Origin of the sequence: Serratia sp. MYb239 (assembly GCF_002966855.1) — a bacterium.
Lineage (GTDB): Bacteria > Pseudomonadota > Gammaproteobacteria > Enterobacterales > Enterobacteriaceae > Serratia_B > Serratia_B rhizosphaerae.
In genome coordinates, this window is sequence record NZ_CP023268.1 from 852203 (window position 1) to 876879 (window position 24677).

Below are 24677 nucleotides of genomic sequence, written 5' to 3' on the forward strand. Positions count from 1 at the left end.
GTCCCTCAATGGGGCCCGGCTGTTTTATTAACTAAAGAGGATGTTATGGTAACAATTCGTTTGGCACGTGGCGGCGCTAAAAAGCGTCCGTTTTATCAAGTAGTAGTGACCGACAGCCGCAACGCTCGTGACGGTCGCTTCATCGAGCGCGTAGGCTTCTTCAACCCGATCGCTTCTGGTCAGGCTGAAGCACTGCGTCTGGACCTGGACCGTATCGAACATTGGGTCGGCCTGGGTGCAACCGTTTCTGATCGCGTTTCTGCGCTGATCAAAGACGCTAAGAAAGCAGCTTAATCTGTCGCGGTGGTGGCAATGAGCAAGCAACATAAACCGCTGGTGCCTGAACAGCCGATTGTACTCGGCAAACTGGGTTCCAGTTACGGCATTCGTGGTTGGCTCAGAGTGTTTTCATCCACCGAAAACGCCGAAAGCATTTTTGACTATCAGCCCTGGTTTATCCAGAAGGCGGGTCAGTGGCAGCACGTTGAGCTTGAGAGCTGGCGTCGTCACAATCAGGATCTGATCGTTAAGGTGAAAGGCATTGACGATCGGGATGAGGCGAATCTGCTGACCAATTGCGAAATTGTCGTGGATTCCAATCAGCTTCCGCAGTTGGAAGAGGATGATTACTACTGGAAAGACCTGATGGGCTGCCAGGTAGTCACCGCCTCCGGCTACGATCTGGGCAAAGTCATCGATATGATGGAAACCGGATCAAACGACGTAATGGTCGTGCGGGCAAACCTGAAAGATGCATTCGGTATGAAGGAAAGGTTGATTCCGTTCCTTCATGGGCAGGTTATCAAGAAAGTCGATCTCGCTGCCAAGGTGATCGAGGCAGATTGGGATCCTGGTTTTTGACCTCCGGATCATGTGGTCGAAGCAAGCGGAATAACGGTACGGAGATTGGCTTGTGTTTATTGGTATTGTAAGCCTGTTTCCTGAAATGTTTCGCGCAATCACCGATTACGGAGTGACTGGCCGGGCAGTAAAGAATGGCCTGCTGAGCGTCCAGTGTTGGAGTCCGCGTGACTTCACCTACGACCGGCATCGTACCGTGGACGATCGCCCATACGGCGGCGGCCCGGGAATGCTGATGATGGTGCAACCTTTACGGGAAGCCATCACGGCTGCGAAGGCAGCGGCAGGCGAGGGTGCAAAGGTGATTTATCTTTCACCTCAGGGGCGCAAGCTGGATCAAACCGGCGTTTGCGAACTGGCGGCCAATCAAAAGATGATTTTGGTGTGTGGCCGCTACGAAGGGATCGATGAGCGCGTGATCCAAACCGAAATTGACGAAGAGTGGTCAATCGGCGATTACGTTCTCAGCGGCGGGGAACTGCCGGCAATGACCCTGATCGACTCTGTCGCCCGATTTATTCCGGGCGTGCTGGGACGTCAGGCGTCAGCAGAAGAAGACTCTTTTGCCGACGGATTGCTGGATTGCCCGCACTATACCCGGCCTGAGGTGTTGGAAGGGATGGAAGTGCCGCCGGTTTTACTGTCGGGCAACCATGCCGAGATACGTCGCTGGCGCTTAAAGCAGTCGCTGGGCCGAACCTGGCTTAGAAGACCTGAACTTCTAGAAAGCCTAGCTCTGACTGACGAGCAAGAGGTGTTGCTGGCCGAGTTCCAACGGGAACACCGGGCTTCGCAACAGGACTATGAAGGCAACGTCTAAGACGACGCCGATATATCAGTTTACCTAGGGTAAGAGACATATTATGAGCAACATTATTAAGCAACTTGAACAAGAGCAGATGAAGCAAGACGTACCTGCGTTCCGTCCGGGTGATTCCGTGGAAGTTAAGGTATGGGTCGTTGAAGGTAGCAAAAAACGTCTGCAGGCATTCGAGGGCGTGGTTATCGCTATCCGTAACCGCGGTCTGCACTCTGCATTCACTGTTCGTAAGATTTCCAACGGCGAAGGTGTTGAGCGCGTATTCCAGACTCACTCCCCAGTAATCGACAGCATTACTGTGAAACGTCGTGGTGCCGTTCGTAAAGCCAAACTGTACTACCTGCGTGAGCGTACTGGTAAGGCTGCTCGTATCAAAGAGCGTCTGAACCGCGTCGGCTAACGCTGCATCCGAAAGTTAATAGTGAATAAAGGGTCTGCCTTGCTGGCAGACCCTTTTTTTATGGTCAAATAAAAATAGAGCGGTTACCAGTTTAAGTCCTGCTTGCTGGCCTCAAGATCGCGGTCGTACATCATCTTCAGGTTTTGATAGGTGCACATATCGATCTGACCGCAATACGTCTCGATGACTTTTTTCAGCAGTTTCTTATCGGTAGCCGCCGTCAGCTGTTTAAAGGCGTCCAGATTGCTCTGTTCCATCATGCGTAATGTGGCCGGGCTATCAACCCCGATGGTTTTCATATCTTTTTGCGTTCTGGCTTTGATGTAGTTGATCGCCGACTGTTTTTCCGCCTCGCTGCCTTTGAAGGTCGTGGGATCGACAAAGCCTTTCGGCATAGCCATCGCCGCCATAGGCAGCAGTAACCCCAGGGCGAGCAGCGTTTTTTTAACTTGCATGACAACCTCTTTGTGCGTGTAGTTTATTGAAGTATTGATAAGGGCGGGAGGATCCGGTTCCGCCATATTGCGACTATGTTCCCTGTCTGAGTGTTCTCTAATCGATGGCTGTTGGGAGCCTGAGCGTTAAGAATGAAGCTATTCCCACAGTATTATAATGGTAACTGATTGGTTGTTTATTTGAAATGTTTAGAGTTATTGTTTTGTGAATTATTTAGTTTGGCTTGCAATTACTACTTTTCGGCTGGGGGAGTAAAAAAGCCTGCAGGAGCAGGCTTTCCGACAGCGTTATAGAAACGCTGGGCATCGTTGGGGAAAGAAGGGCATCCTCGCGATCCTTTATCAGCGATGTTCGGTTACGGACGTATTTCTCTGCTGTTTACGCTTCTGGGGCTAATGGCCAGCGGATGTTTTGGGCATCTTCGGGGTTGAGACGACTCAACTGTACCCGGTATATTTTCCAGCGTTTTAGTTTCTCCAATTCATCCGCTGTTGCAATACCTAAATCGTCAGCGTCTTGTAACGGAGCGATAATCTTTCCAGCGGTGTCCAGCAGTGAGGATTGTTGCCGTGCGGCCTTGGCTCTGAGTTGTTCCGCTGTGAGCGGAGGGATATCAATCCAGCATGGTAAACCGTCAGGCGATGCGCCTCGTTGTTTTCCCTCCGGAGGCTGGCCAGCATATATCTTGAAAATATTGTCTTCTACATTAACTCCGTCATCTGGCCATGATCCTGCGCTAATATAATCATCTTTCATTTCTAAAGGATAAAAGGAACACGTTGCTGCGCTAAAAATATACATATTATTTTCCTATTGCAAACCATGTCATACCTGAGTCCCAGTCTGAATGAACGGAGCCAAAACTTTGCTTGTTCCAGTTGAAACCCTGATTATTATTACTGCCTAGTATAGGGGCGTAATCGAAGACATCCCCCCAAGAGTCTCTGCCTGGCCAGTATGGCGTTAATAGTATTGGACCAACCCACTGAGAGAATGAAATGTTGAAATTTTGCCAAATATTTGTATTTTCATTAATGCCTTTAGTCACGGTGCGGCCATATTGGAATAAAACCCCGGTGTTTTCATCACGCCACCATCCGGAGCCTTCATGCGTACGATTAGAAAAAGAGCCCCAGTCTACGCGCCCGTTGACTTGTTCAATGATGGCATCCCATAGCCACTTATTACCCCAGCGGCTGCCCATAATATTGCCATCGCTGGAATGAATTGCGGGGCCAACATTCAGCCTGCCATTGATGGAAACATCGTGCCCCATCGTCACCGCACCGTTTTTTATATTAACGTACAGTGGACGCATATCGTTGAATCCACCATATTGGTCTTTGGCATTTGTCAGCATCAAATACAGACTATTACCGTCGTTACGCCAGAATGTCCCATAGTCACCGCCGATTGAGCGGTAATTATTAGGCACTGTTGACTGGATTTCAGCGCTGGTTTTTAGTGTCCCGGTTAACTGACCGCCGCTCTTCATCAGATAACGACCATCTGCTTCATTTTTGCTCCAGGCTCCCACATCTGCAGACGTCGGTTTGTTTTCCGTGCTGTAGTAATGTTGAAATGGTCCCCATACTCCTGCGGGAGAAGTGCGGTAACGTATGTATGTACGGGTAGTATTTGCGCCGGCTTGCCAAAAAAGCTGTTTGGTAGATCCTGAATCGTATTTAATGCACAGCATTTCCCAGGGCGCTGCGGGGTTTGGCGTGTTTGCTGCACGAGGCGCTAATCTGTAAAAGCCGATTTTGCTGGCTGCATTAGCATCGCTGATGTTAATTGCTGCTCCACCCAGGCCGAAAGCACCTACGGCCATCAACTGCCCGATTTCGGTACCGACGTTTTTGGTGGCTGCGTCACCCAGTTGTAGATTACTCCGGGCAGTTTCTTTATTTGGCACATCGCTGAGGTTTGACGTTTTTTTTAACCCGGCATCATTGACCTGTTTCAGCGCCGCCGGGGTTATCGCTTTGTTTTCATCAGAGCTGTTGATGGCGTTTGACAACATCACGAAGCCTTTCACCGTGGTGGTGGCGTCAGGATGATTGCGTGAGCCTTCATGCTCCAATATGGCTTTTTCGACAAAGTCCCTGCTTGCCAGCACGGTATCGCCACCAGCGATAACCTGGATGGCATCGGTGCTGCTGACAACCATGACCATGCGCAGCGTTTGCGTGCGTCCGCTGCCTTCTTCCAGCTTGGGCTTGTAGCTTTCGGCCATATTGCCGACGGCGATCAGTTCGCCCGACTCATCGAACAGCCCCATCTCGCGCAGCCAGAAACCGCCGACGTTTGCCGGGATGATCAGTTCAGCGACAATATGGTTTTGTGACGTATTGGCGATATCCAATGCGTTTAACGCAGCGCGGTATTGCTCGTTAATCAGCTGTGTCTGTTCTGGCGTTGGTTCGGGCAGTGTGCCATTGCCGTCGCCGACGGCCATGTGCGTAATCTTTAACTGTGTCCCGCCGGCCGTTGCTGCGGCAATTTTTGCCGCGCCGGCAGTGGTCACTATTGCTTTATATTTTGTCATACGGGTTATCTCTATCCGGGGTAAACGGTGGTGACATCACCGTCAATAGCCGCCGCGCCTGTATAGGCATATCCTGTCACGGCTTGTGAAATCGTCAGGCCAATCAAATGCCGGCTTACGGGTTTGGCATCGGCGATCATGCGCTCCATCTCAAGGTACATCTCTTCGCTGATGCCACTTTCCAATACGCCGATATTGAGCCGGAAGGTACCGGGTGGGTCATCGCCGCCGTGCCACCATTCGTCAACGTTAATCAGGTAACCCAGCGGTTCAACCACGCGGCGTATCGCGCCGATCGTTCCTTTATGCCGGTGGACAAAAAAGGATGATGCGATGACGCTGCGTTTTGTCTCCTCCGGCCATGCTTCATCCCAATGATCGACGGAAAAGGCCCAGGCCAAATAAGGCAATAAATTGGCTGGGCAGGTTGCCGGGTTCCATAAATCGCGCAGCGATACCGATATGTGTTCCAGTTCGGCGCAGGCCTGTGCGGCGGCGACTTCGAGCGGTGCTGAACCAACCGGCAGCAGCCGGTTGGTTGCCGGAGTCGGCAGTAAATCGGAGTCAAACGGCAGCATGGTTTACCTCTTGGCCGCAGTCTGCGCCGCTGGGCGTGCCTTGCCCGTGGCTACCGCCGCCGGCACTTGTGGGTTATCACCGCGCTTAACAATGACGCGCGCAACCGACTCATGCGTGGCAAACGTACAGCTGCAGTTGATGTTTTGACATTGGTGATAGCGTTCTTTGGTTGATTCGCTCAGGTAACGGCTGGAACGGGTGTGAGCGACGTTACCGCATACTGGACAGTGCATCATAATTAAATTCCTCTAGTGTTTATTCAAACAGTAATATTCATATTACACCTCAATCTTGTAAATGCAAGTTATTAACTCAAATTTGAGATCGTGTTTCTGTTGTGTGGTACGTGACGTCATCAAGCATCACCTGTAAGTCCAAGGTGCAGGTGTATCCGCTGCTGCTCAGGTTGTGAGTGATTGCGTTGATGAGCCATCGCTGACTATCAATCTGTGATTTGAAGCCGCGGACGATGATTGGCGTGTCTGGCACCAGGTCTGGCCGCCCGATAGCCAGGTTGATGGTGAACTTGGCCAATCCTTGCTGTATTCGTTTGAATACGGCCTCGGCGCCACGCATCGCAGCATTTTTATCCCGAAAGACCTTGGGGATATTAAATATGTTGTCTCCGGCACCGAGTAGATAGTTGTTTGGCGATGTTTGAGCGCCAGGTTTTGCTGGTGGTGAACCGGAGGTATTATTGGGGGCCCCCGGCAACTGGCGGTCGAGACGAATTTTTTTATTCGCGTCGTTAGGTTCATCGGTGTTGAGCCAGACGGCGCTGACGCCGGTATAGGCGTTTTTATCCGCAATATTGAAGGTATGCCGATCGCCATCATTGCGGGTAAGAACGCTTACGGGCAGCGGCTGACCGTTGCTGACGCCGCCCGCTCCCGGTTTGCTAAATGAAATTTTCTGGAAGCGAATACTCACCTTGGCGCCGTTGAGCGTCGCCAGCCGCACCAGGAACTGCAGGTCTGACTCATTGGTCTGATCGATATGCGGAATGGTTATTGTGCTTATCTCGGCATCTACATTAGGGGCGCGCAGTTGGTTGCGCTCCGATATTTGTTTAATGATGTCTCCCAGCTCGATATCTGAATAAGACTGGCTGCGTAATTGGTTAAGTGAGCGCCTAAAATCAGCGCTGTTAGCCGATATTGTCAGCTGGTCCGGTGCGCCGGTGTGGGTAATGGTGTCAATGACGAATGAGCCATGTCCAAATAACGCCGAACCTTGCCAGCCGATATAAAGTGTTAACAGCGCGCCGCGTCTGGGCATGATGAGCTGGCCGTCGCTATCGTCCAAAGTGATGCTCAGAGAGTCCGCGGCAAAGCCGCTGACGTCTTTCAACGTCAGCGAAATCAGCCGGGATGCGATTGACGCGGTAATATCCTTGTCGTCCAGCGTGATAATAAAATCAGGGGCAATCTTGCCCCCCATTGGCAGAGAGGTGTCGGTTATCATGGATTAATCCCCGCTGCCTGCTGCGCCTTATCCAGCAACGCTTCGGCTTTGTGTAACACGCCTTCCATCTGCGTACGCAGGTCGCCAAACATGGCGTGCAGAGACTCATCCACGCGTTTCAGCGTGATATCAAAATTGATTTGTCTTGGCTGGCCATCAGGGAACAGCTGCGTACCGGTCTGACTTAATCGTTGAATCACAAACATGCCGTAAATCGTTCCGCTCCCTTCAATCAGCGGCCAGGCGCGCCCCTGATCCGCCATTGCCTGCAAAGCGGCGAGCGAGACGCGGCCTCCCGTCAGTTCCGGCATTAACTGTCCCGCCAGGGTGATCGTTTCGACGTCGGGGCCGAGAAACTGCGAGGTCGCACGTTGGCCCACGCGTTTGTTTTCCGGCCACTGATAGGTGACGTCACGTTTGATGGTTTGGTAGGGGAGAGTACGCAGCATAAATACGTAGATCCCAAGGGTTAGCATCATAGTGTTGGTTCCTTAAATATTGGCGAATTGGGATTGCGCTACACGCTCCTGTTCCCGCTGCTGCTGCTGATTCAGTTGATGATAGATATTCTGTATTTCCTCGCGGTCCATGCCCGGCGTGGTATGGATCGTCACGTTATTGGTCACCGTTCGATGATTGGCCGTGACGGCGGCGCCGGGCGTTAGGGCCGGTTGATAAGCCGTCAACGGGGAGCTTTTCGATACACTGAGTTGGCTATTGGTATTTTCTGGCTCTGATGTTGATGCCGTTGGTGGCGCGATGGCTGCTTCCTGTTCAGGCGTTTTTTTAATGATCCCGATACTTTGCAGTAGCTTGGAAACGGCGCCGCTAACTTGTTGCAAGACCCAAATTGAGCTCCTTAGCGTTATGGTCAGGACTTCTCCTACCTTTTTTCCCGCCGCTGAAACTTTATCTAAACCTTCTTGCGTCATTTTTACCGGAGTAAGGAACTCCTTAATTTTGCCAACCACGAAGCTGAACACCTGACCGATAGGCTCGAAGAGGGTTTTAAACGGCGCCAGCGCCTCAAGAACGCCGTCGATAATGCCGCCGATAAATGCAGAAATCGGCTGCCAATATTTATAAATTACCGCTGCGCCCGCGACGACGGCGGCGATGACAGCGATAATTGGGAGGCCAAGCGCGGCGAATGCGGCGGCGATGGCGCTGCCGACACCGGTGAAAATACCGCCGAGCAGTGCGGCGCCGCTCATCAGCATATTGATGGCGCCGAGGGCCGGAACAATAAAGGTGCCGATGGAACCCAGGCCGCCTAGCAGCACGGATACGGCGCCGGCTACGGTTATCAGCGTTGCGGTCAGATCCGGATTATTGGTAACCCACTGCTGTAGCGTATCCAGCCACTTGGTCGCCGTTTGCGTCAGTGCCCGCAGCGCGGTGTTCTGTCCGTCAAAAAGGTTGATACGAATGCGGTCCCAACTGGCGAACAGCTTTTGGATATCGCCGTCCAGATTGTCGCCACGTACCGTCACGATGGCCTGAGCGGCGCCCGCGACGTTGCCCAGCTGTTTGTCGGCCGGAGCCAGCTGCGCCGCCGTTTGCTCCAGGCCTGTCCCTCGGCGGAGCGCGTCGGGCGCCGCCGATAACAGCTGTTTGTTAAGATCCGTCAGGGGAAGTGCATAGCTGTTGCTGGCTTTGGCCATGACATCGGCGATGTTGTTGGCCTGATCGACGGGCAGCTTAAAGGCCTGTTGCACGCCGGTGAGTGCTTTTACCGCATCTTTAATGCTGCTGCCGCTCGCCCTGGCCAAATTCAACGCGGCCGGCGTGGCGGCCAGCACCGCTTCGGCGTCATAACCGCTGTTTGCCAGCACCGCCTGTGCCTGCTGTATATCGGCTGGCGTATTCGCGCCGTTTTGTCGTTGGCTGGCCTGCTGCTGTAGCGCCAGCAAGTGAGGATCGTTTTGCTTTAATCCCAACCGTGCCTGCAGAGCGGAAAGCTGCTGCTCGAATTGCGCGCCGGGCGTGAACAACTGCTTACCGCCGGCAAACAGCTGATTGCTGATTGCGGCGGCAGGTTCGGTAAATTTGCCCAGCGCATCAATACGGCCCTGACGACGGTCGTGATTGGCAATAAGTTGCGCACGATGTTGCTGGCGCAGGCGGCTTTGTTCGGCTTTGTTGGCGCCCAGAGACGCTTGCGCATTATTCAGATGCTGGCTTTGCTGTTGCTGCGCCTCGTCCAGCCGTGCGGTGTTGAAACCTTTTTTTTCGAGCTTTTTACTTAACTGCCCCTTTTGGAAGGCGAGCAGTTTACGGTGTGCCCGTTGGAGCACGTCGTCGAAGTTTAATTGTTGGACGGTTTGAATATCCTCGATAGAGGAAATCGCGGCGGGCAGCGACGTACGCACCGCCCGGTTGTTATTTAACTGTTGCTGAATATCGTCAGTCTGGCGCTTCAGTGCCGCCAACTTTTTCAGCTGTGCGAGCTGTCGTTGCGCATAGTGGACCTGTTTGGTCGACAGGATCACATTACGATTGGCGGTCTTGATGGTGCTATCGTTGACTGCCTGTTGATTACTCATTGGTCTCTGCTCCACTACGTTGAAGGGCTCGGCGACGCCAGTCGATCAACTCCCCCAGCCCCATACCGTTCATCTCTGATGGCGGCCAGTGAAAAATCACTGCGATATCCGCCATCAGATCGTCCACGGTCAGCGCCGGGTCGATGCTTACTCCGCCGACTTCGGCGCTAAAAAACCGATCACCATGCCTGCCAGCGCGATCAGATCCGGCAGTTCCAGACGGGCGCACTCTTCTTTGGTCAGGTTCGGATAGGTGACGCGCGGTAAAATGGTGATCAGCGCATCCACGTCGGCATTGGCCAGCGCAGCCAGGCCGATGCCGCGCAGGCTGCCGGCGTTGGGCTTGGTGACCATGACTTCGCTAATTTCGCTGTCGCCGCGTTTGATTGGGGTATCGAGTACGACGCTGGTATCCTGAGAGGTGATCATTTCCATTGTTTTTTCCTTAACTGTGTTTGCTGTGGGGTAAAGCGGCCAGCGTACGGCTGGCCGTGGGTATAACGATTACAGGCCGATGGCCTTGCGGTGTGCGGCCAGCAGGTCGACGCCGTCCACTTTCTCGATCATGTTGACGGTATCGATCTCAATCAGTTCTTTGCCGTCGATGCTCAGCTTGAAGTAGGTGCAGTCGGTCGAAACCTTGGTTTCAGTGTCTTCACCTTGCTTGAAATCGCCGCTGTCGATCTCTTTGTGGCGGCCGCGCATCACCACTTCCAGCGCGGAAACGTCGCCGCTGTCATCGCGTTGGAAAGAACCGGTGAAACGCAGCGGAACTGCATCGACCTGACCCCATTGCTTCAGCACCAGTTCATCGATACCGCCCATAGTCCATTCGACCACCAGCGCATCGTCGTCCAGGCCAAAGTCGACCGATGCCGCGCCGTTCATGCCGCCGCCGCGGTATTTCTCCAGCTTGCGGGTCAGTTTTGGCAGGGTCAGCGAGGAAACCACGCCCATATAGTTGAAGCCGTCGTTAAACAGGTTCAGGTATTTCAATTTCTTTGGTAATGCCATTTTGTTGTTCTCCTTAGCCGTTTATGGACGCGGCGAAGTTCGCCAGGTAGCGGTCGGTAATGCGTTGACGCAGGGTGAGGTCTTCCAGCGGCGGCACCGGGGTGTAGTCATAATCGATAAACAGCTTGCCGGCTTTCAGGGTTTCCTGATCGTTGGCGCTTTCGTCGTACCAGCAGTCGCCGTCGATAATCAGACCGGCGGATTTCAGTTCGCGGAATTTGGCTTTGATGCCGTCGATCATGTCGCGGATCAGCGTTGGCGTCAGGGGGCGATCCACCGCCCACAGATGCGCTTCGGCCATGGTGTCCGCCAGAACCTGCGCGGTGCGGGTGTAGTTTTCAAACTGGAACAGCGGATCGTCGGCACAGGTGCGCGAACCCCAGAATTTGAAGCCATCTTTGCGGATCAGCGTGGTTACGCAGGCTTCATTCAACAGATCGGCATCGGTGCCGGCAGTTTGCAGATCCCAGAATACGCTGGCGGAAATACCGCTGACGCCGTTAACGCCGACGTTGGACAGCGACTTATGCCAGCCGGTCTCCTGGTCGATTTTGGCGCGCAGGCCGAGCGCACGGGCGGTAGCGTAGGCAATATCGCTGCTGTTGGTGGCGGTGTTCCAACTGACGAAGTCAGGCCAAATCAGCATCAGTTCACGCTGGCTGAAGTTTTTACGGTAGGCAATGGCTTCCGTAACGGTTTTGCAGCCGTAAGCGCTGATGTAGCCGAAGGCGCGCAGCTGCTGGCAAATGGTTGCCAGCGCCGTTGCTACCTGCAGGTTATCGAGGCCGGGTACGCCGAGAATACGTGGTTTTACGCCCAGTTCGGCCTGTGCTGCCAACAGGGCTTTCATGCCGGTGTATTTGCCGCTCTCATCGGCACCGCCGATGATATTGGTGGTGGTTTCCGCTTCGTCCTGACCTTCGGCGACGCGTACGACCACGGTGACCGGTTTGGCCTGTTCGGCGATAGCCAGCAGCGCGGCGGACAGCGTGCCTTTTTTACCGGCTTTGCCGCTGGCGGCCAGTACGTCGGTGATCAGCACCGGTTGGTTAAGTGGGAAAACGCTGGCATCGGCATCTTCTGCGGTACAAACCATGCCGATGACCGCCGTTGAGACGGTAGAAATTACGCGAGTGCCTTCATTGATTTCAAGGACACGTACGCCGTGGTGATAGTCACCCATAGTATTACTCCGTTTGTTGGTTGGTAGGAGTAGGATGCGCTTCTCAAGGCGGGCGTGCACGTCATTGGGTATGTACTAAATCTGACACAACATCAGGAAAAATAAGATAAAAAAACGCCCCAAAGGGGCGTGTCAGTAGGTGGTATAGAGGTGGAAAAAGTAATTATTCATCCGACCCCCCGATTTTCAGTACGTAGCTGTTGCAGTAAGAAGCCTGAGTTTTGTCCAGCACGATGTCGTTTTTCGGGCTGGCCAGCTCGACGCGCTGTACCCCTTCGGCATGCAGGGCGGCGTAAATGGCCGACAGGCGGATATCGCGTCCCAGACGGTGCTGGGCGCTGATGTATTTTTTGAGTTTGGCTTCGGCCGCCTGACGAATCGGCTCGGCTTCCGGGCCGGGATACAGGTATAGCGTCGCGTCGATGGCGTAACTGACAATATCGGCGGAGCGCACCGTCACGCGGTCGGCGACCGGTCGCACGTCTTCGTCGTTCAGCGCGCGTTCGACAACGGCCAGCAGATCGTCGCTGGCGGTGCCGTCGCCTTCACGGGACAACACGGCGATAACGACGGTTGCCGGGCTGGGGCTGGTGGCGGAAACGTCGGCGATGCGCCCGTCCGCCGAGCGGCCGTGATATTCATAGGATCCGCTGGATCCCGCCACGCTCAATCCTTCAAATGCCTGCTGGATGCGAACGCGGAAATCGCTGTCGGACTCCATAATCGCCGGCACCGGCGGCACGACGCTGTTATAGGGTTTTTGCACCACTAAGCGCTCAACCTGGAAATTGGCGCCGATCTGATCTAGATCGCTGCCGGTGGCGTAGCCGAGCATTACCGCCTGTGCCGCTTCATTTACGCGTTGGCGCAAAATCATCTCGCGGTAGGCGTTTTCCTGCAGCAGTTTGACCAGCGGTTCCGATTCCAGCGCCAGGGTGCGGGCAATGGCGTCGCGTTGATCTTCGGGGTAAAGGGCGATCAGCCTGGCCTTACGTTCGGCCAGTAAACTTTCGTAATTTAACGGTTCCACCACCGTCGGGGCGGGCAATAAACTCAAATCAATCGTAGGCATAGCGTTAGCTCACTGAAACTGAAAGGGAAAAATTATCCGGGGTGTCGGTACGACTGCCGGTCAGGTCGACCACCATTTTTCCGTCGAAGGTGGTGTTGACCGCGATCTCGGTCAGACGGATCCTTGGTTCCCACTGCAGCAGGGCGCTGTAACAGGCGGCCATGATTTGCAGGCGCAGCGCATCGTTTTGCGGTTGATCCAGCAGTGCGGAAAGCAGCGATCCGTACTGGCGACGCATCACGCGTGAACCTATCGGGGTGACCAGAATGTCGCTCACCGACTGGCGAATATGTTCGATATCGTTAATGGCGCGGCCGGAGTTGCGGCCCATGCCAATATATTTTGCGTTGTTCATAAGGGTTTATCCGTTTGGCCTCCGCCGTTTTGTACGCCGCCGTGGGTGTGGGTATGCACCACAATGCCGTTAGACGTGATGCTGCCGCCGGAGTGGGTGACATCACCGGTCATTGAACCGCCCTGACGGACGGCGAGTGAACCGGTAACCAGGTGCTGGGTGCACTCCACTTCCGGGGCATCCAGGGTGATTTTGCTGCTGGCGCGGCAGACGATATTGGCGGCGCTGACCGTCGCCGTCTCCGTCGCCTCCAGCGTGGCGCTTTTCATGCCGCTGGCTTTCAAAGCGCCTTGCGCTGGCTCGTACTCAATGACTGCGCCGTCGGCAAAGGTAATATGCAGCGCCTCGGCCGAATGCGACGGCGGCGGGAAGGCGTTGGAAAAAATGCCGGGCAGCACGAAAGCGGTATCCAACTCACCGCCCAGCGACAGCACCAGCACCTGTTCGCCAAGGCTCGGCGCCCACCAGCTGCGGGCGCTGCCGGCACGGCTGGTCATCCAACACAGCCAGTCGGTATGATTGCCGCCGGTCCTCACGCGGCAGCGTCCGCGTTCGAGATCGATGTCGCTGACGGTGCCAATGCGGATTAGGTTGCGCACCAGGCGCTGAATATCAGGGTTATATGTGTTCATGTGGTTACCATGCCGGTAAGAGAAAAGGGCGGCAACGCGGCGGGGTTTGACGGCTGACAGCACAACAAAACCCGCCGCCTGCCCGGGGTTAAGAGCGTTGCCAGTGGCTGATCAACTCCCCATGCAGGTAGACGTCGGTAAAACGCAAAACGTCTTGCGGCTCCGGCGGTTCCGGCAGCGGCGTGATATGCAACGTCTCCTCACGCTGTTCTACCAAGATCCGTTCGGTGAGCTGCAACTGAATGTCGAGCTGGCCGTGCGCTTCGTCGTGCAGGGCAAAAGTAAAATCGCCGTTGCGTTTTTCCACGTTAGCCAGCAGATCCGGCTGGTGGCTGCGCAACCATGCCAATAGGGTGACCATCACCAGCTCGCAGTCGGCCGCGCGATCGGCCAGCGTTAACTTCAACGAGTAGCGGTATTCAAATGACAACGATGGGCCTGGCGTGGCGACGACGCGGCCGTCCGTCAGTTTCATCGTCAGTTTTTCCGGCTGGGCCTGTAGGTCCGGTAACGCCTTGAATAAGGCGTCACGCAGCTGGTCGGGTTTTAACATCGTGTTCCTCCTGACACTGTTTAATCGCTTCTATCTGTAATGCGCACTGTATGAGCGCATGCTCAAGCTGGCGGATGTCGGCGCTGAGATCGCCGTTGGTGGCGAGGTGATTACCGGGAATGGGGCAACTGCTGACTTTCGGACAGCCAGCGTAGGTAATCTCCGGGCCTGGCGAAGGCGGGGCGCTGCTGCAGCCGGATAACATCATCAGGCAACCCAGTGCGATACCAGTCGCGCAGTTTCTTGTTTTCATTGAGTAACTCCTGTAATCGTTTTTCTCGCTGCAGCGTTAAATCCTGCGCGCTGCTCAGCGCCTGACGCAGCGCCAGTTCAGCGCGTTCACGCCGTTGGCGCTGTTGTTTCAGTTGGTTGATCTGGGCGTCGCGTGTCGTTAGCGTGGCCTGCGCCTCGCCAAGGCGTTGCTGTTGATGCGCCAGCGTTTGTTGCAGACGCTGGTTCTGCCACTGCGACGCCGCGAGCAGGGTCAATAGCAGCGCGCCAAGGCTGAGCAGCCAGCGATTCATGGCGACACCCCCTGCAAACACAGCGCACGCTCGGCCTGACGACGACGCTCCAGTCCTTTGCTCTTTACGCCGTTGACGTATACCCAGCGCGGCAGTTGATCGCAGGCTTGTTGCCAGCGACGTTGTTTAATGAAACCGGCCAACGTAGAGCGGCAGGCGGCGCCGACGCCGACGTTAAAGGCAAAAGCGCTGACCGCGTCGTAAACCGGCTGCGGCATATCCACACTCATACAGCGCGCGATGCCTTTTTCCACATTGCGTACGTCGTCCAGCAGGTTGGCTGCCGCCTGACGCTCGGTGATTGCCGTATTGGGTTTCACGCCCGCGGTATGGCCGATGCCGTTGGTCCAGACGTTGGCGCTGCACTGGTAGGGGGACAGTTGGCAACCTTCGAAGTCGGCGATCAGGCGCAGTCCCCGTTCGGAGGTATGCAGTTGGCCAAACTGCGGCAGAGTAGCGGCCAGCGCCAAAATGGCGACGGCGCTGCAGCGTTTAAGGAGTGGGTTCATCGTATTTCCCCCGTTTGAGAATTTTCTTTCTGAGCGATTTCAGTAACTGGTAGCTCTTATGGCGGTAGTACCAGTTCACCGCAAAGGTGCCTACGCCTACCGCAGCGCCGACCATCATGGCGATGTCTTCCGTCGAGTGACGGCCGAACCAGGCCAGGCAGGCGGCGATAAGGTAGGAAAGTGTTGAGGTGAATTTTTCCATCGTTTAGTCCCACAGTTTCACCGTTTCCCGCCTGGCGGCGGCGTTGAGTTCGGGCATTTCTACCGGGCAGCCGTGCGGCAGCAGCGCTCCGTATGCCGCCAGCCCGCGATTGGCGCGATAAACCTGTTCCACCACGTTTTCTGTGCTGCCGTAATAGCGCCAGCACATCGCGTCAATGGTGTCGCCTTGTTGTGCATAAATTTTCATCATTACCATCCTGCGATGCGGTTGTTGGTTGAGGACGCGGGGAGTGCGCCCGGTTAGCAGTAGTTTCCTGATGACGGCCTGCCGCCACAATGCAATAGGGTTGTGGTCGTTGTGGCACAACGGATCGGGATAAATCCCCGGAAGGCGGATAAAAAAATACCCGCCGGATGGCGGGTAAAAATCGGTATTAAGAAGCGGGGGGCGGTGCTAGCGGGAGTGTTGCTGGTCTGCCGGATAGTAGACGGCTTGGTAGTCGTGCTCGGGGAGTTCCTGAGCGGCCAGATCGGAAATCAGTGACAGTGCGATCAGGTATTCGGACGGACTGCACTGGGCTGCCTGTGATACATCGGCGATGAACTGGATGCGTGACAGTGTTAGTTGTTGTTTATCCGTAATTTCCACCGTGTTTGCCCTCGCTTAAATATACTGTGTATTTATACAGTATTAAGCAAAACGCTAAATGGGTCAATGGTTCTCGACGCCATTTATTGGTATGGCCGAGCGGCACAAACGGACAAGCCTGGCAGGATAACGTCGGCTCGGCCCGTAGAGGGCGGCGTTGTTTGCTGCTATGCCTTGTGCGTCTGGGAAGGGGGAAATGTCATAAGTTTTTTATTTTTCTCGCAAATTCAAGTTTTGTATTTTTCCCTTAATTATCATTGTGAAGTAGATGAATTACGTGATTTTTCAGTGCTGAACAATGTTTGTGGCAGGTATCGGCATTTGTATTTTCGGCGACTATATTGCATCATTTAACCATAGGTTAAATAGCAGGCGAGCCTGGCGTTAATAACGAATCCTATGTGCGTTAAGTCGAAAAGTGCGGCTTGCTTCTGCAAGTTTTAATGATGACCGGGGAAAATATGGCTGAAGATACTGTGAATGGGCGGGCTGCGGCGCATGGTAAGGCGTTGTATGAGCGCGTACTGGCGTCCGGCGGCAAGGGCGTGCTACGTAGGATTCTGGATGCCTATGGTTTCAGCTTGCAGAAGGAGCTGGGGGATTTACTGGGTATTTCATCCGGCACCATGAGCACCTGGGTGCGCCGTAATTACTTCCCGGGGGATATTGTGGTGACCTGCGCGCTGGATACCGGCGTTTCTCTGCAGTGGCTGGCTACCGGGCAGGGGGAAATGCGCGCGTCCGATCCGCAGGATATGGTACCGCCGGCATGTGCTGTACCGCTGTATCGACTGATTGCCGGCCAGCTGAAAGATGGCGGTGAATGGCTGGCCGATCAAACGTTGATTCCATCAACGGCCGAGCAGCCCGCATACGTGGACGGTGGGCGTGTAGCCTGGCTGGTGGATTTGTCGGTAACGAACATTGCCAACGGACGCTGGCTGCTCGATATCGACGGCAACCTGGACGTATATGATATTGCCCGTTTGCCGGGCAATCAGCTGCAGGTCAGCGGCAACGGGACAGATTTTCAGTGCAGTACCGATGCCGTAAAAGCGCTGGGTATGGTGTGGCTGACCTTGACGCCGCAGGCGTAAACGGCCCGTGTCGGGCCGCAGCATCCTCTTACAGCAGGGTCGTAACCAGCAGGTAGCCGGTTACGCAGGCGAATGAAACGCCAATCAGCCCCGGCAGGATAAAACTGTGGTTGATGATAAATTTCCCGATGCGCGTCGTTCCTGAGCGGTCGAAGCCGATACAGGCCAGATCGCTGGGGTAGGTCGGCAATACGAAGTAACCATAGGCCGCCGGGAAAAAAGCCAGCAGCATTTTCGGTTCGACGCCCAGCTGCAGCGCCATTGGCGCAACGGCGGTCAGCGCGGCGGCCTGGCTGTTAACCAGTTTCGATACCAGAAACAGCACAATGGCGTAAGTCCAGGGCTGGCTTTTAACCACGTCTTCAAGCAGCAGTTTTAAATCTCCCATATGCGCCTGGAAGAAGGTGTCGCTCATCCAGGCGACGCCGAATACCGAGAAAATGGCGACCATACCCGCTTTGAATACCGCGCCGTTGGCGATATCACCCGGCTTTACCTTACAGCCGATCAGCATGACGGCGCCGGCAATCAGCATCATCATTTGAATCACCAGGTTCATCGACAGCGGCTTCATCACGCCTTTGACGGCGAAGGCCGGACGCAGTTCAGAGAAGGCGCCGAGCAAGACCACGACGGCGATTGCGGCAAAAAAGATCAGGGTTGACGCATAGGCAGATTTGGCAAAACGCTGATCCAGCAGGGTTTCGCCGGCGCCGTAAATATAGGCGCGCTGCTCAGGATCGCTGATACGCGCCTGAAAATCGGCGTCGTGCTCCAGATCTTTACCGCGGCGCAGGCTCCAGAGCGCCGCGATCAGCACGCCAACCAAAGACGAGGGAATGGAAACCGCCAGGATTTCCACCAAGGAGTAGGCGCGGCCGATGCCGTGCCCGGCGGCGATAATCGATACCAGAGACACGACGGCGACGGAAACCGGCGAGGCGGTGATGGCCATTTGTGAGGCGACCGAGGCCACGGCCATCGGGCGTTCCGGGCGGATGCCTTTTTTCAGCGCGATATCGCCGATGATCGGGAACATGGTGTATACCACGTGGCCGGTACCGCACAGAAATGTCAGCATCCAGGTGGTGAACGGCGCGAGCAGCGTAATATGCTGAGGGTGCCGGCGCAGAAGACGTTCGGCATATTGCATCAATACGTTCAGTCCTCCGGCGGTTTGCAGTACCGAGGCACAGCCGATTACCGCCAGAATGGTCAGCATCACATCAATAGGCGGCTTGCCCGGCTGCAGCCCAAAGACAAAGCACAGCACAAAGATACCGACACCGCTGATTAATCCCAGCCCCATACCGCCATAGCGCGTGCCGACCAATAAACAAGCAATGATGATGCCGAATTCCAGAGTTATCATGCGGGTTCCTTCGCTGAAAAAGAGAGGCCCGGCTTATTACCTTTGCCGCCGACGTTAGCGTTGACCGCAAGCTAACCGGAAAGAGGTATTGGCCGTTTCTGCCATCATTCATGAATTGCGCAGACAGAACCCTGAGATAGCTCAATATTTATAAGGGAATAGCGCGATTTTTATCAGTGTAATAATGTGTAATTATTGAAAATCAACGGGTTGTTGTTTGTGGCGCCAGTGTTTTTACATTGTCTGAAATGGCCTGGCGGGGCTATGGCATTTAAGTGCCGTCTGGGCGCCGGTCTTAGAAATTATGTAATGTTTTGTTTACACTGCGGTGTTTTTATTCTTGTGTCATGTCATTTGTTGTTTTATTTTGTTTGGTTATTTTATTGTTATTTATGGTTTTTTAATTGATTTCTTCATGCTGACCTGCGTGGTAACCTTTTATTTACACATAATGGATTGAAAACTTTACAATGCGTGATAAGGTAGTCCTCGAAACGCTCAATGTTTTACTTCATTTATGCATAACGGCAAACGACAGGACATATCACCATGCAAAAAGACGCGCTCAACAACGTGCACATCAGTGCAGAACAGGTTTTGATTACGCCGGAAGAACTGAAGAATCAATTCCCGCTCAGCGTGGCGGATGAGGCCCAAATCGCCACGGCGCGCAAAACCATCGCCGATATTCTACAGGGGCGCGACCCCCGTCTGCTGGTGGTCTGCGGGCCGTGTTCTATCCATGATCCTGATGCGGCGCTGGACTACGCCCGTCGTTTGCAAGCACTGGCGGCCGACTTGAGCGATCGGCTGTATATCGTTATGCGCGTCTATTTTGAGAAACCGAGAACCACCGTCGGCTGGAAAGGCCTGATCAACGATCCCCATATGAACGGTTCGTTTGATGTTGAAGCCGGTTTGCACATTGCACGTCGTCTGCTGTTGGATCTGGTGGAAATGGGATTACCGCTGGCGACCGAAGCGCTGGATCCGAATAGCCCGCAATACCTGGGCGATCTGTTCAGCTGGTCGGCGATTGGCGCACGCACCACCGAATCTCAGACCCACCGTGAAATGGCCTCTGGCCTGTCGATGCCGGTCGGCTTTAAGAATGGCACCGACGGCAGCCTGAGTACGGCCATTAACGCCATGCGCGCTGCTGCAATGCCGCACCGCTTTGTCGGCATCAATCAGGCCGGACAGGTGTGCCTGCTGCAGACGCAGGGTAATCCGGACGGCCATGTGATTTTGCGCGGCGGTAAAACGCCGAACTACGGCCCGGAGGACGTCGCCGCCTGTGAAAAACAGATGCGCGATGCGGGACTCCGCCCGTCCCTGATGATAGATTGCAGTCACGGCAACTCAAATAAAGATTACCGTCGTCAGCCTGCGGTTGCCGCTTCCGTGGTTGAGCAGATTAACGCGGGTAACCGCTCAATTACCGGCATTATGCTGGAGAGCAACCTGCATGAAGGCAATCAGTCCTCCGAACAACCGCGCGCGGAGATGCGCTACGGCGTGTCCGTGACCGATGCCTGCATTGACTGGGAAAGCACGGAAACGCTGCTGCGTGATATGCATCAGCAACTGGGCGCCGCGCTGATGGCCCGCACTGGAGAGTAGCAAGTTATGGTGGCTGAACTGACCGCATTACGCGATCAAATCGACGAGGTGGATAAGGCGCTGTTGGATCTGCTGGCAAAGCGCCTGCATCTGGTGGCGGAAGTGGGAGAAGTAAAAAGCCGCTACGGCTTGCCGGTCTATGTTCCCGAGCGGGAGGCGGCCATGCTGGCGTCACGCCGGCAGGAGGCGGAAACGCTCGGCGTACCGCCGGATTTGATTGAGGATATTTTGCGCCGCGTGATGCGTGAATCCTACACCAGCGAAAACGACAAAGGCTTTAAAACGCTGTGCCCGCAGCTGCGGCCTATCGTGATTATCGGCGGTAACGGGCAGATGGGGCGTTTGTTCAACCGCCTGCTGACGCTGTCCGGCTATCAGGTCAACGTGCTGGATCAGCAGGACTGGCCGCAGGCGGAAAGCCTGCTCAGCGATGCCGGGATGGTGATCGTCAGCGTGCCGATCCACGTAACGGAGCAGGTGATTGGCCGTCTGCCCAAGCTGCCGGATGACTGTATTCTGGTGGATTTGGCCTCGGTGAAAAATCCGCCGCTGCAGGCGATGCTGACGGCGCATAGCGGGCCGGTATTGGGATTGCACCCGATGTTCGGGCCGGATGTCGGCAGCGTAGCCAAGCAGGTGGTGGTGTACTGCGACGGCCGTCAGCCGGAGGCGTACCAGTGGCTGCTGGAACAGCTGCAGGTCTGGGGCGCCAGACTGCACCGCATCAGCGCGGTGGAGCACGACCAGAATATGGCGTTTATTCAGGCGCTGCGTCACTTCGCCACCTTTGCTTACGGACTACATCTGGCAGAAGAGAATGTGCAACTGGAGCAGTTGCTGGCGCTGTCATCACCGATTTATCGCCTGGAACTGGCGATGGTAGGGCGGCTGTTTGCGCAGGATCCGCAGCTGTACGCTGACATTATTATGTCTTCAGGCGACAACCTGCAGCTGATTAAACGCTACTACACCCGGTTTGGCGAGGCGATCAAACTGCTGGAGCAGGGCGATAAACAGGCGTTTATCGACAGTTTCCGCAAGGTTGAGCACTGGTTTGGCGATTACGCCCAGCGTTTCCTGGTTGAGAGCCGCTCACTGCTGCGTCAGGCGAACGACAGCCGTCGCTAAATCTTGGTGAAAGAACAAGGTCTGGCATTCGCCAGACCTTTTTTATCCCTGCATGAACACCACCTCCTATGGAGGTGGTCAGCAACAGGTTTTGGCTTTGCCTTATTGTCTTTGGAATTAAATCGTTCAGAACAGGCAGAGACTAATTGTAGGGCTTTTAGTACGCCCCTCTGGGGCGAAATCAATGCCACCTGCTAAGCAGGTGGTTTTTTACGCGTATCAGGAAGGATTGACCGGTACCACGTTTTCGCTGGGGTAACAGCCGAGCACCTTCAGCGAGCGGGTGATTGGCGTCAGATCCTGCAGCGCTTTCTGCATCGCCTCTGAGCGGATATTTGCCTGCACATCAAGATAAAACATCTCTTCCCACGGATTACCGTTGATCGGGCGCGACTCCAGCTTGGTCATGATGATGCCGTTCTCGCGCAGCACCAGCAGCGCCTCCACCAAAGCCCCGGATTGCTGGCCGGTCGCCATGATCAGCGTGGTTTTCGCCGGCACCTGCTCGGAGACATCAATGGCCTTGCGCGCCAGCACGATAAAACGCGTGATATTTTGCTGTTGATTGGCCAGGTTATGTTCTAACACCTGCAGGCCATACAGCGCGCCGCCGGCTTCGCTGCCGAGCGCGGCGGCCGTTGGTGAATTGAGTTTGGCGACCTGCTCCATCGCCGCGGCGGTGCTTTCACAGTATTCGATTTTCCAGTGCGGATAACGGCTGATGAACTGGCTGCATTGCTGGAACGGCTGCGGGTGGCTGTAGACGGTTTCAATCTGATCCAACGTGCCGTTGCCGGTGGTCAGTACGCAATGGTCTATCGGATTGGTGAGTTCGCCGACGATCGACAAGCTGGTGTGCTGCAGCAAATCGTACACGTCGTTGATGGAGCCGGAGCTGGTATTTTCAATCGGCAGCACCGCGTAGTCCGCCTGGCCGGTTTCAACCTGGGTGAAGATGTCCTGGAATTTCTGGCAGCCGTGTTCGATTAACTGGTCGAAATGGCGCGCGGCGTACTGGCGTGCCGCCAGATGCGAATAGGAGCCTTTAGGACCAAGGAAGGCGATGCGCGCGGAATGCTGGCTGGTTTGGTTCAGCTGATGCTGCAGCAGCGCCTGCTGGGTCAGCACCGAGTCTTCGATAATCAGCTGGAACAGGCGGGTGACGTAGAAGCCGTCAAGGTCATAAGGCTTGGCGGCGGCAATCAGCGCATCCAGCAGATCGCGCTCGCGTTCTTTATCACGGATCGGGCGGTGAGAGTGCAGTTTGCTTTTTCCTACTTCCAGTGCCAGCTCACGGCGCTCTGCCAGCAGTGCCAGCAGCTTCAGATCCAGCGCGCTGATGCGTTCGCGCAGCACCAGTAACGGGTTATCGGTCATAATCAGTTGTGCCTTATGTTTTTCTAATAGTCATAAAAAAAGCCCCCTGTCTCCAGGAGGCTTTGCTGTTCGTCTTCGCATTCTTTATCACACGACGAAACGCCTCCCAATCAGGGGAAGGTAAAAAAGAATGCGAAGAAAAACGGTGTGCGTTGCATTTGGGTATCCAAGTCTGTTGCCAACAGGTTTTAAAGTAACCGCAGGCTTTTCCCTGTGTCAATAAAAACCGGCAGACAAAAAACGCGCCGGGAGGCGCGTTTGATGTGGCACAGGCCTGATATTAGGATTCTTGCTCCGGCGCCGCTTCCGGCACGATATCTTTCACGCTGGCGTAGGCGCGGCGTGCTTCACCCTTGTGCTGCACCTTGTTCAGTTGACGTTCCAGCTTGGCGATCAGCTCGTTGATGGCGGTATACATGTCTTCATGTTTGGCGCTGGCAACCAGCGGGCCATTCGGCGTGGTGATGGTGGCGTCGGCCACAAACCCTTTCGGCTCTTTGGACAGCACGATATGCGGGTTAATCAGTTGGGCCTGCCATTTATCCAGTTTGGTGAGACGGTCTTCGACATGACTACGGATTGCGGGGGTGATATCCATTTGTTTGCTGGTAATGTTGATTGTCATATGACTTACCTCTCTTGTCTTTCCGTCTTTGGATAAATTCAGCATACCCCCGTTTTGGCGTAAATGGGCGACGAAAATCGCCTTTTTTTGTCACTTTTTGCAAAGTTAGTTCAATCTGTGATTTGCTTTCGGAAACTGTTAACTGGCGCTTGAGTCTTGGTGCGTAATGGCGCATTATCGATAGGTTAACCGGTGAAAGTTCTTTGCTAACGCCGTGTTTTGACTGGCGTATTTGTCATCATCCGTTAAGAATGCGCCAAAAAAACGGCAGCCTTGGGCTGCCGTTTTGTCTTTCTGCTGTGCAGGATGCATCAGGCGCGGTTGGCGGCGATGATTTTCGCCACTTTGTCCGCCTGGCTGTTCAGCTGCAGCTGCTTATACGCATTTTCCATCAGCGGCAACGCATCGCGGGTCGCTTTGGTATCCGGGTATTCACGCATCATCTGCTCGACGCGATTAACAACCGCGACGTACGCACCGCGTTTAGTGTAGTATTCCGCCACTGACAGCTCATACTTGGACAGACGGTTCTTCAGGTACACCAGACGCTTTTGCGCGTCGGTCGCATACTGGCTGTTCGGATACTGCTGAATCAGCTGGCTGAAGTCGCGGAACGCGGCACGGGCGTGCTGCGGATCGCGGTCTGAACGATCGACCCCGAAGAAGCCCTGCAGCGCGCTGTCATCCAGCGCCATATCCGTCAGCCCGCGCATATACATCACATAGTCGATGTTCGGGTGCGTCGGGTTAAGGCGGATAAAGCGATCGATAGACGCCTGCGCCAGCGGCAGATCGGCCGATTTATAGTAGGCATAGATCAGATCGAGCTGTACCTGCTGGGAGTAAGGCCCGAATGGATAGCGGTTGTCTAACGCTTCGAGTTGCGTAATCGCGCCCTTGAAGTTACCGTCCTGCAGTTTTTGCTGGGCGTTAGCATAGATTTCCGAAGGCGGGTTGTCGGGAACCGCATCCTTGGAACTGGAGCAACCTGCCAGCGCCAGGCTCAACGTGGCTGCAGCCACCAGATATTTCATACGCGTCATGACGTTTTGATTATCCTCAGGGTGTTATTCCGGGAGACTGTCCGTTAAGCTCCCGACAAAGACCAGTTACAATAGCACATTATAT

Annotated in this window: 34 protein-coding genes and 1 other annotated feature; of the genes, 7 read left to right on the plus strand and 27 right to left on the minus strand. The window is 54.8% G+C overall.

Annotated elements, in window-relative coordinates; genetic code table 11:
- Window positions 1–45: 45 nt before the first annotated feature.
- From rpsP to rplS, 4 genes are read left to right on the plus strand one after another with little or no spacing between them, the layout of a single operon-like run.
- Complete coding sequence (gene rpsP, locus CLM71_RS03960) at window positions 46–294, plus strand: 30S ribosomal protein S16 (protein ID WP_004712517.1); 249 nt, start codon at window positions 46–48, stop codon at window positions 292–294.
- Window positions 295–312: 18 nt separating this feature from the next.
- The gene (gene rimM / locus CLM71_RS03965; protein ID WP_105229851.1) at window positions 313–861 is read left to right on the plus strand and encodes a ribosome maturation factor RimM; all 549 of its coding nucleotides are present in this window, start codon (window positions 313–315) and stop codon (window positions 859–861) included.
- 52 nt (window positions 862–913) lie between these two features.
- Window positions 914–1681 (plus strand): tRNA (guanosine(37)-N1)-methyltransferase TrmD, encoded by a 768-nt coding sequence (trmD, locus tag CLM71_RS03970; protein ID WP_105229852.1) that lies wholly within the window; start codon window positions 914–916, stop codon window positions 1679–1681.
- A 43-nt stretch (window positions 1682–1724) separates the two neighbouring features.
- Window positions 1725–2081 (plus strand): 50S ribosomal protein L19, encoded by a 357-nt coding sequence (rplS, locus tag CLM71_RS03975; RefSeq protein WP_004932484.1) that lies wholly within the window; start codon window positions 1725–1727, stop codon window positions 2079–2081.
- Between the two features lie 83 nt (window positions 2082–2164).
- Here rplS and CLM71_RS03980 read toward each other — a convergent pair whose 3' ends face one another.
- From CLM71_RS03980 to CLM71_RS04085, 22 genes are all read right to left on the minus strand, one after another.
- On the minus strand, window positions 2165–2536 hold the full coding sequence (locus tag CLM71_RS03980) for a hypothetical protein (RefSeq protein ID WP_234008613.1): 372 nt from the start codon (window positions 2534–2536) through the stop codon (window positions 2165–2167).
- Between the two features lie 379 nt (window positions 2537–2915).
- Entirely contained in the window at window positions 2916–3338 is a 423-nt protein-coding gene (locus CLM71_RS03985) for a tail fiber assembly protein (RefSeq protein ID WP_105229853.1), read from the minus strand.
- 1 nt (window position 3339) lies between these two features.
- Window positions 3340–5085, minus strand: a complete 1746-nt coding sequence (locus tag CLM71_RS03990) for a phage tail protein (protein WP_105229854.1) — start codon at window positions 5083–5085, stop codon at window positions 3340–3342.
- A gap of 11 nt (window positions 5086–5096) precedes the next feature.
- Window positions 5097–5663 carry a phage tail protein I gene (locus CLM71_RS03995; protein ID WP_105229855.1) on the minus strand — a complete coding sequence of 189 codons (567 nt, stop codon included), beginning with the start codon at window positions 5661–5663 and terminating at the stop codon, window positions 5097–5099.
- 3 nt (window positions 5664–5666) lie between these two features.
- Complete coding sequence (locus CLM71_RS04000; RefSeq protein WP_105229856.1) at window positions 5667–5900, minus strand: ogr/Delta-like zinc finger family protein; 234 nt, start codon at window positions 5898–5900, stop codon at window positions 5667–5669.
- A gap of 76 nt (window positions 5901–5976) precedes the next feature.
- Window positions 5977–7128 carry a contractile injection system protein, VgrG/Pvc8 family gene (locus CLM71_RS04005; protein WP_105229857.1) on the minus strand — a complete coding sequence of 384 codons (1152 nt, stop codon included), beginning with the start codon at window positions 7126–7128 and terminating at the stop codon, window positions 5977–5979.
- Complete coding sequence (locus CLM71_RS04010) at window positions 7125–7607, minus strand: phage tail protein (protein ID WP_105229858.1); 483 nt, start codon at window positions 7605–7607, stop codon at window positions 7125–7127. Before CLM71_RS04010 ends, CLM71_RS04005 begins: the two co-directional genes overlap by 4 nt.
- Before the next feature lie 12 nt (window positions 7608–7619).
- On the minus strand, window positions 7620–9674 hold the full coding sequence (locus tag CLM71_RS04015) for a phage tail tape measure protein (protein ID WP_105229859.1): 2055 nt from the start codon (window positions 9672–9674) through the stop codon (window positions 7620–7622).
- Window positions 9667–9801, minus strand: a complete 135-nt coding sequence (locus CLM71_RS04020; protein WP_105229860.1) for a GpE family phage tail protein — start codon at window positions 9799–9801, stop codon at window positions 9667–9669. The genes CLM71_RS04015 and CLM71_RS04020 overlap by 8 nt, the downstream gene beginning before the upstream one ends.
- A 20-nt stretch (window positions 9802–9821) precedes the next feature.
- Window positions 9822–10109: a phage tail assembly protein gene (locus CLM71_RS04025; RefSeq protein WP_105229861.1), complete on the minus strand. Its 288-nt coding sequence runs from the start codon at window positions 10107–10109 to the stop codon at window positions 9822–9824.
- Window positions 10110–10178: 69 nt separating this feature from the next.
- Window positions 10179–10688, minus strand: a complete 510-nt coding sequence (locus tag CLM71_RS04030) for a phage major tail tube protein (RefSeq protein ID WP_015671015.1) — start codon at window positions 10686–10688, stop codon at window positions 10179–10181.
- 13 nt (window positions 10689–10701) lie between these two features.
- Entirely contained in the window at window positions 10702–11871 is a 1170-nt protein-coding gene (locus CLM71_RS04035; RefSeq protein WP_105229862.1) for a phage tail sheath protein, read from the minus strand.
- A gap of 163 nt (window positions 11872–12034) precedes the next feature.
- The gene (locus CLM71_RS04040) at window positions 12035–12943 is read right to left on the minus strand and encodes a baseplate assembly protein (RefSeq protein WP_105229863.1); all 909 of its coding nucleotides are present in this window, start codon (window positions 12941–12943) and stop codon (window positions 12035–12037) included.
- 4 nt (window positions 12944–12947) lie between these two features.
- Complete coding sequence (locus CLM71_RS04045) at window positions 12948–13298, minus strand: GPW/gp25 family protein (protein WP_105229864.1); 351 nt, start codon at window positions 13296–13298, stop codon at window positions 12948–12950.
- Window positions 13295–13930 carry a phage baseplate assembly protein V gene (locus CLM71_RS04050; RefSeq protein ID WP_105229865.1) on the minus strand — a complete coding sequence of 212 codons (636 nt, stop codon included), beginning with the start codon at window positions 13928–13930 and terminating at the stop codon, window positions 13295–13297. The genes CLM71_RS04045 and CLM71_RS04050 overlap by 4 nt, the downstream gene beginning before the upstream one ends.
- Window positions 13931–14018: 88 nt before the next feature.
- Window positions 14019–14483, minus strand: a complete 465-nt coding sequence (locus tag CLM71_RS04055) for a phage tail protein (protein ID WP_105229866.1) — start codon at window positions 14481–14483, stop codon at window positions 14019–14021.
- The gene (lysC, locus tag CLM71_RS24195) at window positions 14458–14691 is read right to left on the minus strand and encodes an Rz1-like lysis system protein LysC (RefSeq protein ID WP_105229867.1); all 234 of its coding nucleotides are present in this window, start codon (window positions 14689–14691) and stop codon (window positions 14458–14460) included. Before lysC ends, CLM71_RS04055 begins: the two co-directional genes overlap by 26 nt.
- Window positions 14594–15007: an Rz-like lysis system protein LysB gene (lysB, locus tag CLM71_RS04065; RefSeq protein WP_105229868.1), complete on the minus strand. Its 414-nt coding sequence runs from the start codon at window positions 15005–15007 to the stop codon at window positions 14594–14596. Before lysB ends, lysC begins: the two co-directional genes overlap by 98 nt.
- Complete coding sequence (locus CLM71_RS04070; protein ID WP_105229869.1) at window positions 15004–15516, minus strand: lysozyme; 513 nt, start codon at window positions 15514–15516, stop codon at window positions 15004–15006. Before CLM71_RS04070 ends, lysB begins: the two co-directional genes overlap by 4 nt.
- Window positions 15500–15718, minus strand: coding sequence for an HP1 family phage holin (locus tag CLM71_RS04075; protein ID WP_105229870.1), 219 nt, complete (start codon window positions 15716–15718; stop codon window positions 15500–15502). The genes CLM71_RS04070 and CLM71_RS04075 overlap by 17 nt, the downstream gene beginning before the upstream one ends.
- 3 nt (window positions 15719–15721) lie before the next feature.
- Entirely contained in the window at window positions 15722–15925 is a 204-nt protein-coding gene (locus CLM71_RS04080) for a tail protein X (protein ID WP_105229871.1), read from the minus strand.
- A gap of 207 nt (window positions 15926–16132) precedes the next feature.
- Window positions 16133–16327, minus strand: coding sequence for a hypothetical protein (locus CLM71_RS04085; protein ID WP_105229872.1), 195 nt, complete (start codon window positions 16325–16327; stop codon window positions 16133–16135).
- 461 nt (window positions 16328–16788) lie between these two features.
- Between CLM71_RS04085 and CLM71_RS04090 the strand changes: the two genes are divergently transcribed.
- Window positions 16789–17424, plus strand: coding sequence for a phage repressor protein CI (locus CLM71_RS04090; RefSeq protein WP_234008614.1), 636 nt, complete (start codon window positions 16789–16791; stop codon window positions 17422–17424).
- 28 nt (window positions 17425–17452) lie between these two features.
- Here CLM71_RS04090 and CLM71_RS04095 read toward each other — a convergent pair whose 3' ends face one another.
- Window positions 17453–18796 carry an anaerobic C4-dicarboxylate transporter gene (locus tag CLM71_RS04095; protein ID WP_105229873.1) on the minus strand — a complete coding sequence of 448 codons (1344 nt, stop codon included), beginning with the start codon at window positions 18794–18796 and terminating at the stop codon, window positions 17453–17455.
- Between the two features lie 549 nt (window positions 18797–19345).
- Here CLM71_RS04095 and CLM71_RS04100 point away from each other — a divergent pair.
- Together CLM71_RS04100 and tyrA are read left to right on the plus strand one after the other, a co-directional pair.
- Window positions 19346–20419 (plus strand): 3-deoxy-7-phosphoheptulonate synthase, encoded by a 1074-nt coding sequence (locus CLM71_RS04100; protein ID WP_105229874.1) that lies wholly within the window; start codon window positions 19346–19348, stop codon window positions 20417–20419.
- Between the two features lie 6 nt (window positions 20420–20425).
- Complete coding sequence (gene tyrA / locus CLM71_RS04105; protein WP_105229875.1) at window positions 20426–21547, plus strand: bifunctional chorismate mutase/prephenate dehydrogenase; 1122 nt, start codon at window positions 20426–20428, stop codon at window positions 21545–21547.
- Window positions 21548–21766: 219 nt separating this feature from the next.
- Here tyrA and pheA read toward each other — a convergent pair whose 3' ends face one another.
- The 4 genes from pheA to bamD form a co-directional block, all read right to left on the minus strand.
- Window positions 21767–22924, minus strand: a complete 1158-nt coding sequence (gene pheA / locus CLM71_RS04110) for a bifunctional chorismate mutase/prephenate dehydratase (protein ID WP_105229876.1) — start codon at window positions 22922–22924, stop codon at window positions 21767–21769.
- A gap of 32 nt (window positions 22925–22956) precedes the next feature.
- Window positions 22957–23083 (minus strand) — a sequence feature (Phe leader region).
- Complete coding sequence (gene pheL, locus CLM71_RS04115; RefSeq protein ID WP_102024999.1) at window positions 23035–23082, minus strand: pheA operon leader peptide PheL; 48 nt, start codon at window positions 23080–23082, stop codon at window positions 23035–23037. Its footprint overlaps the feature before it by 48 nt.
- Window positions 23084–23204: 121 nt before the next feature.
- The gene (gene raiA / locus CLM71_RS04120) at window positions 23205–23549 is read right to left on the minus strand and encodes a ribosome-associated translation inhibitor RaiA (RefSeq protein ID WP_105229877.1); all 345 of its coding nucleotides are present in this window, start codon (window positions 23547–23549) and stop codon (window positions 23205–23207) included.
- A gap of 311 nt (window positions 23550–23860) precedes the next feature.
- Window positions 23861–24592, minus strand: a complete 732-nt coding sequence (gene bamD, locus CLM71_RS04125; RefSeq protein WP_015671036.1) for an outer membrane protein assembly factor BamD — start codon at window positions 24590–24592, stop codon at window positions 23861–23863.
- Between the last annotated feature and the right edge of the window lie 85 nt (window positions 24593–24677).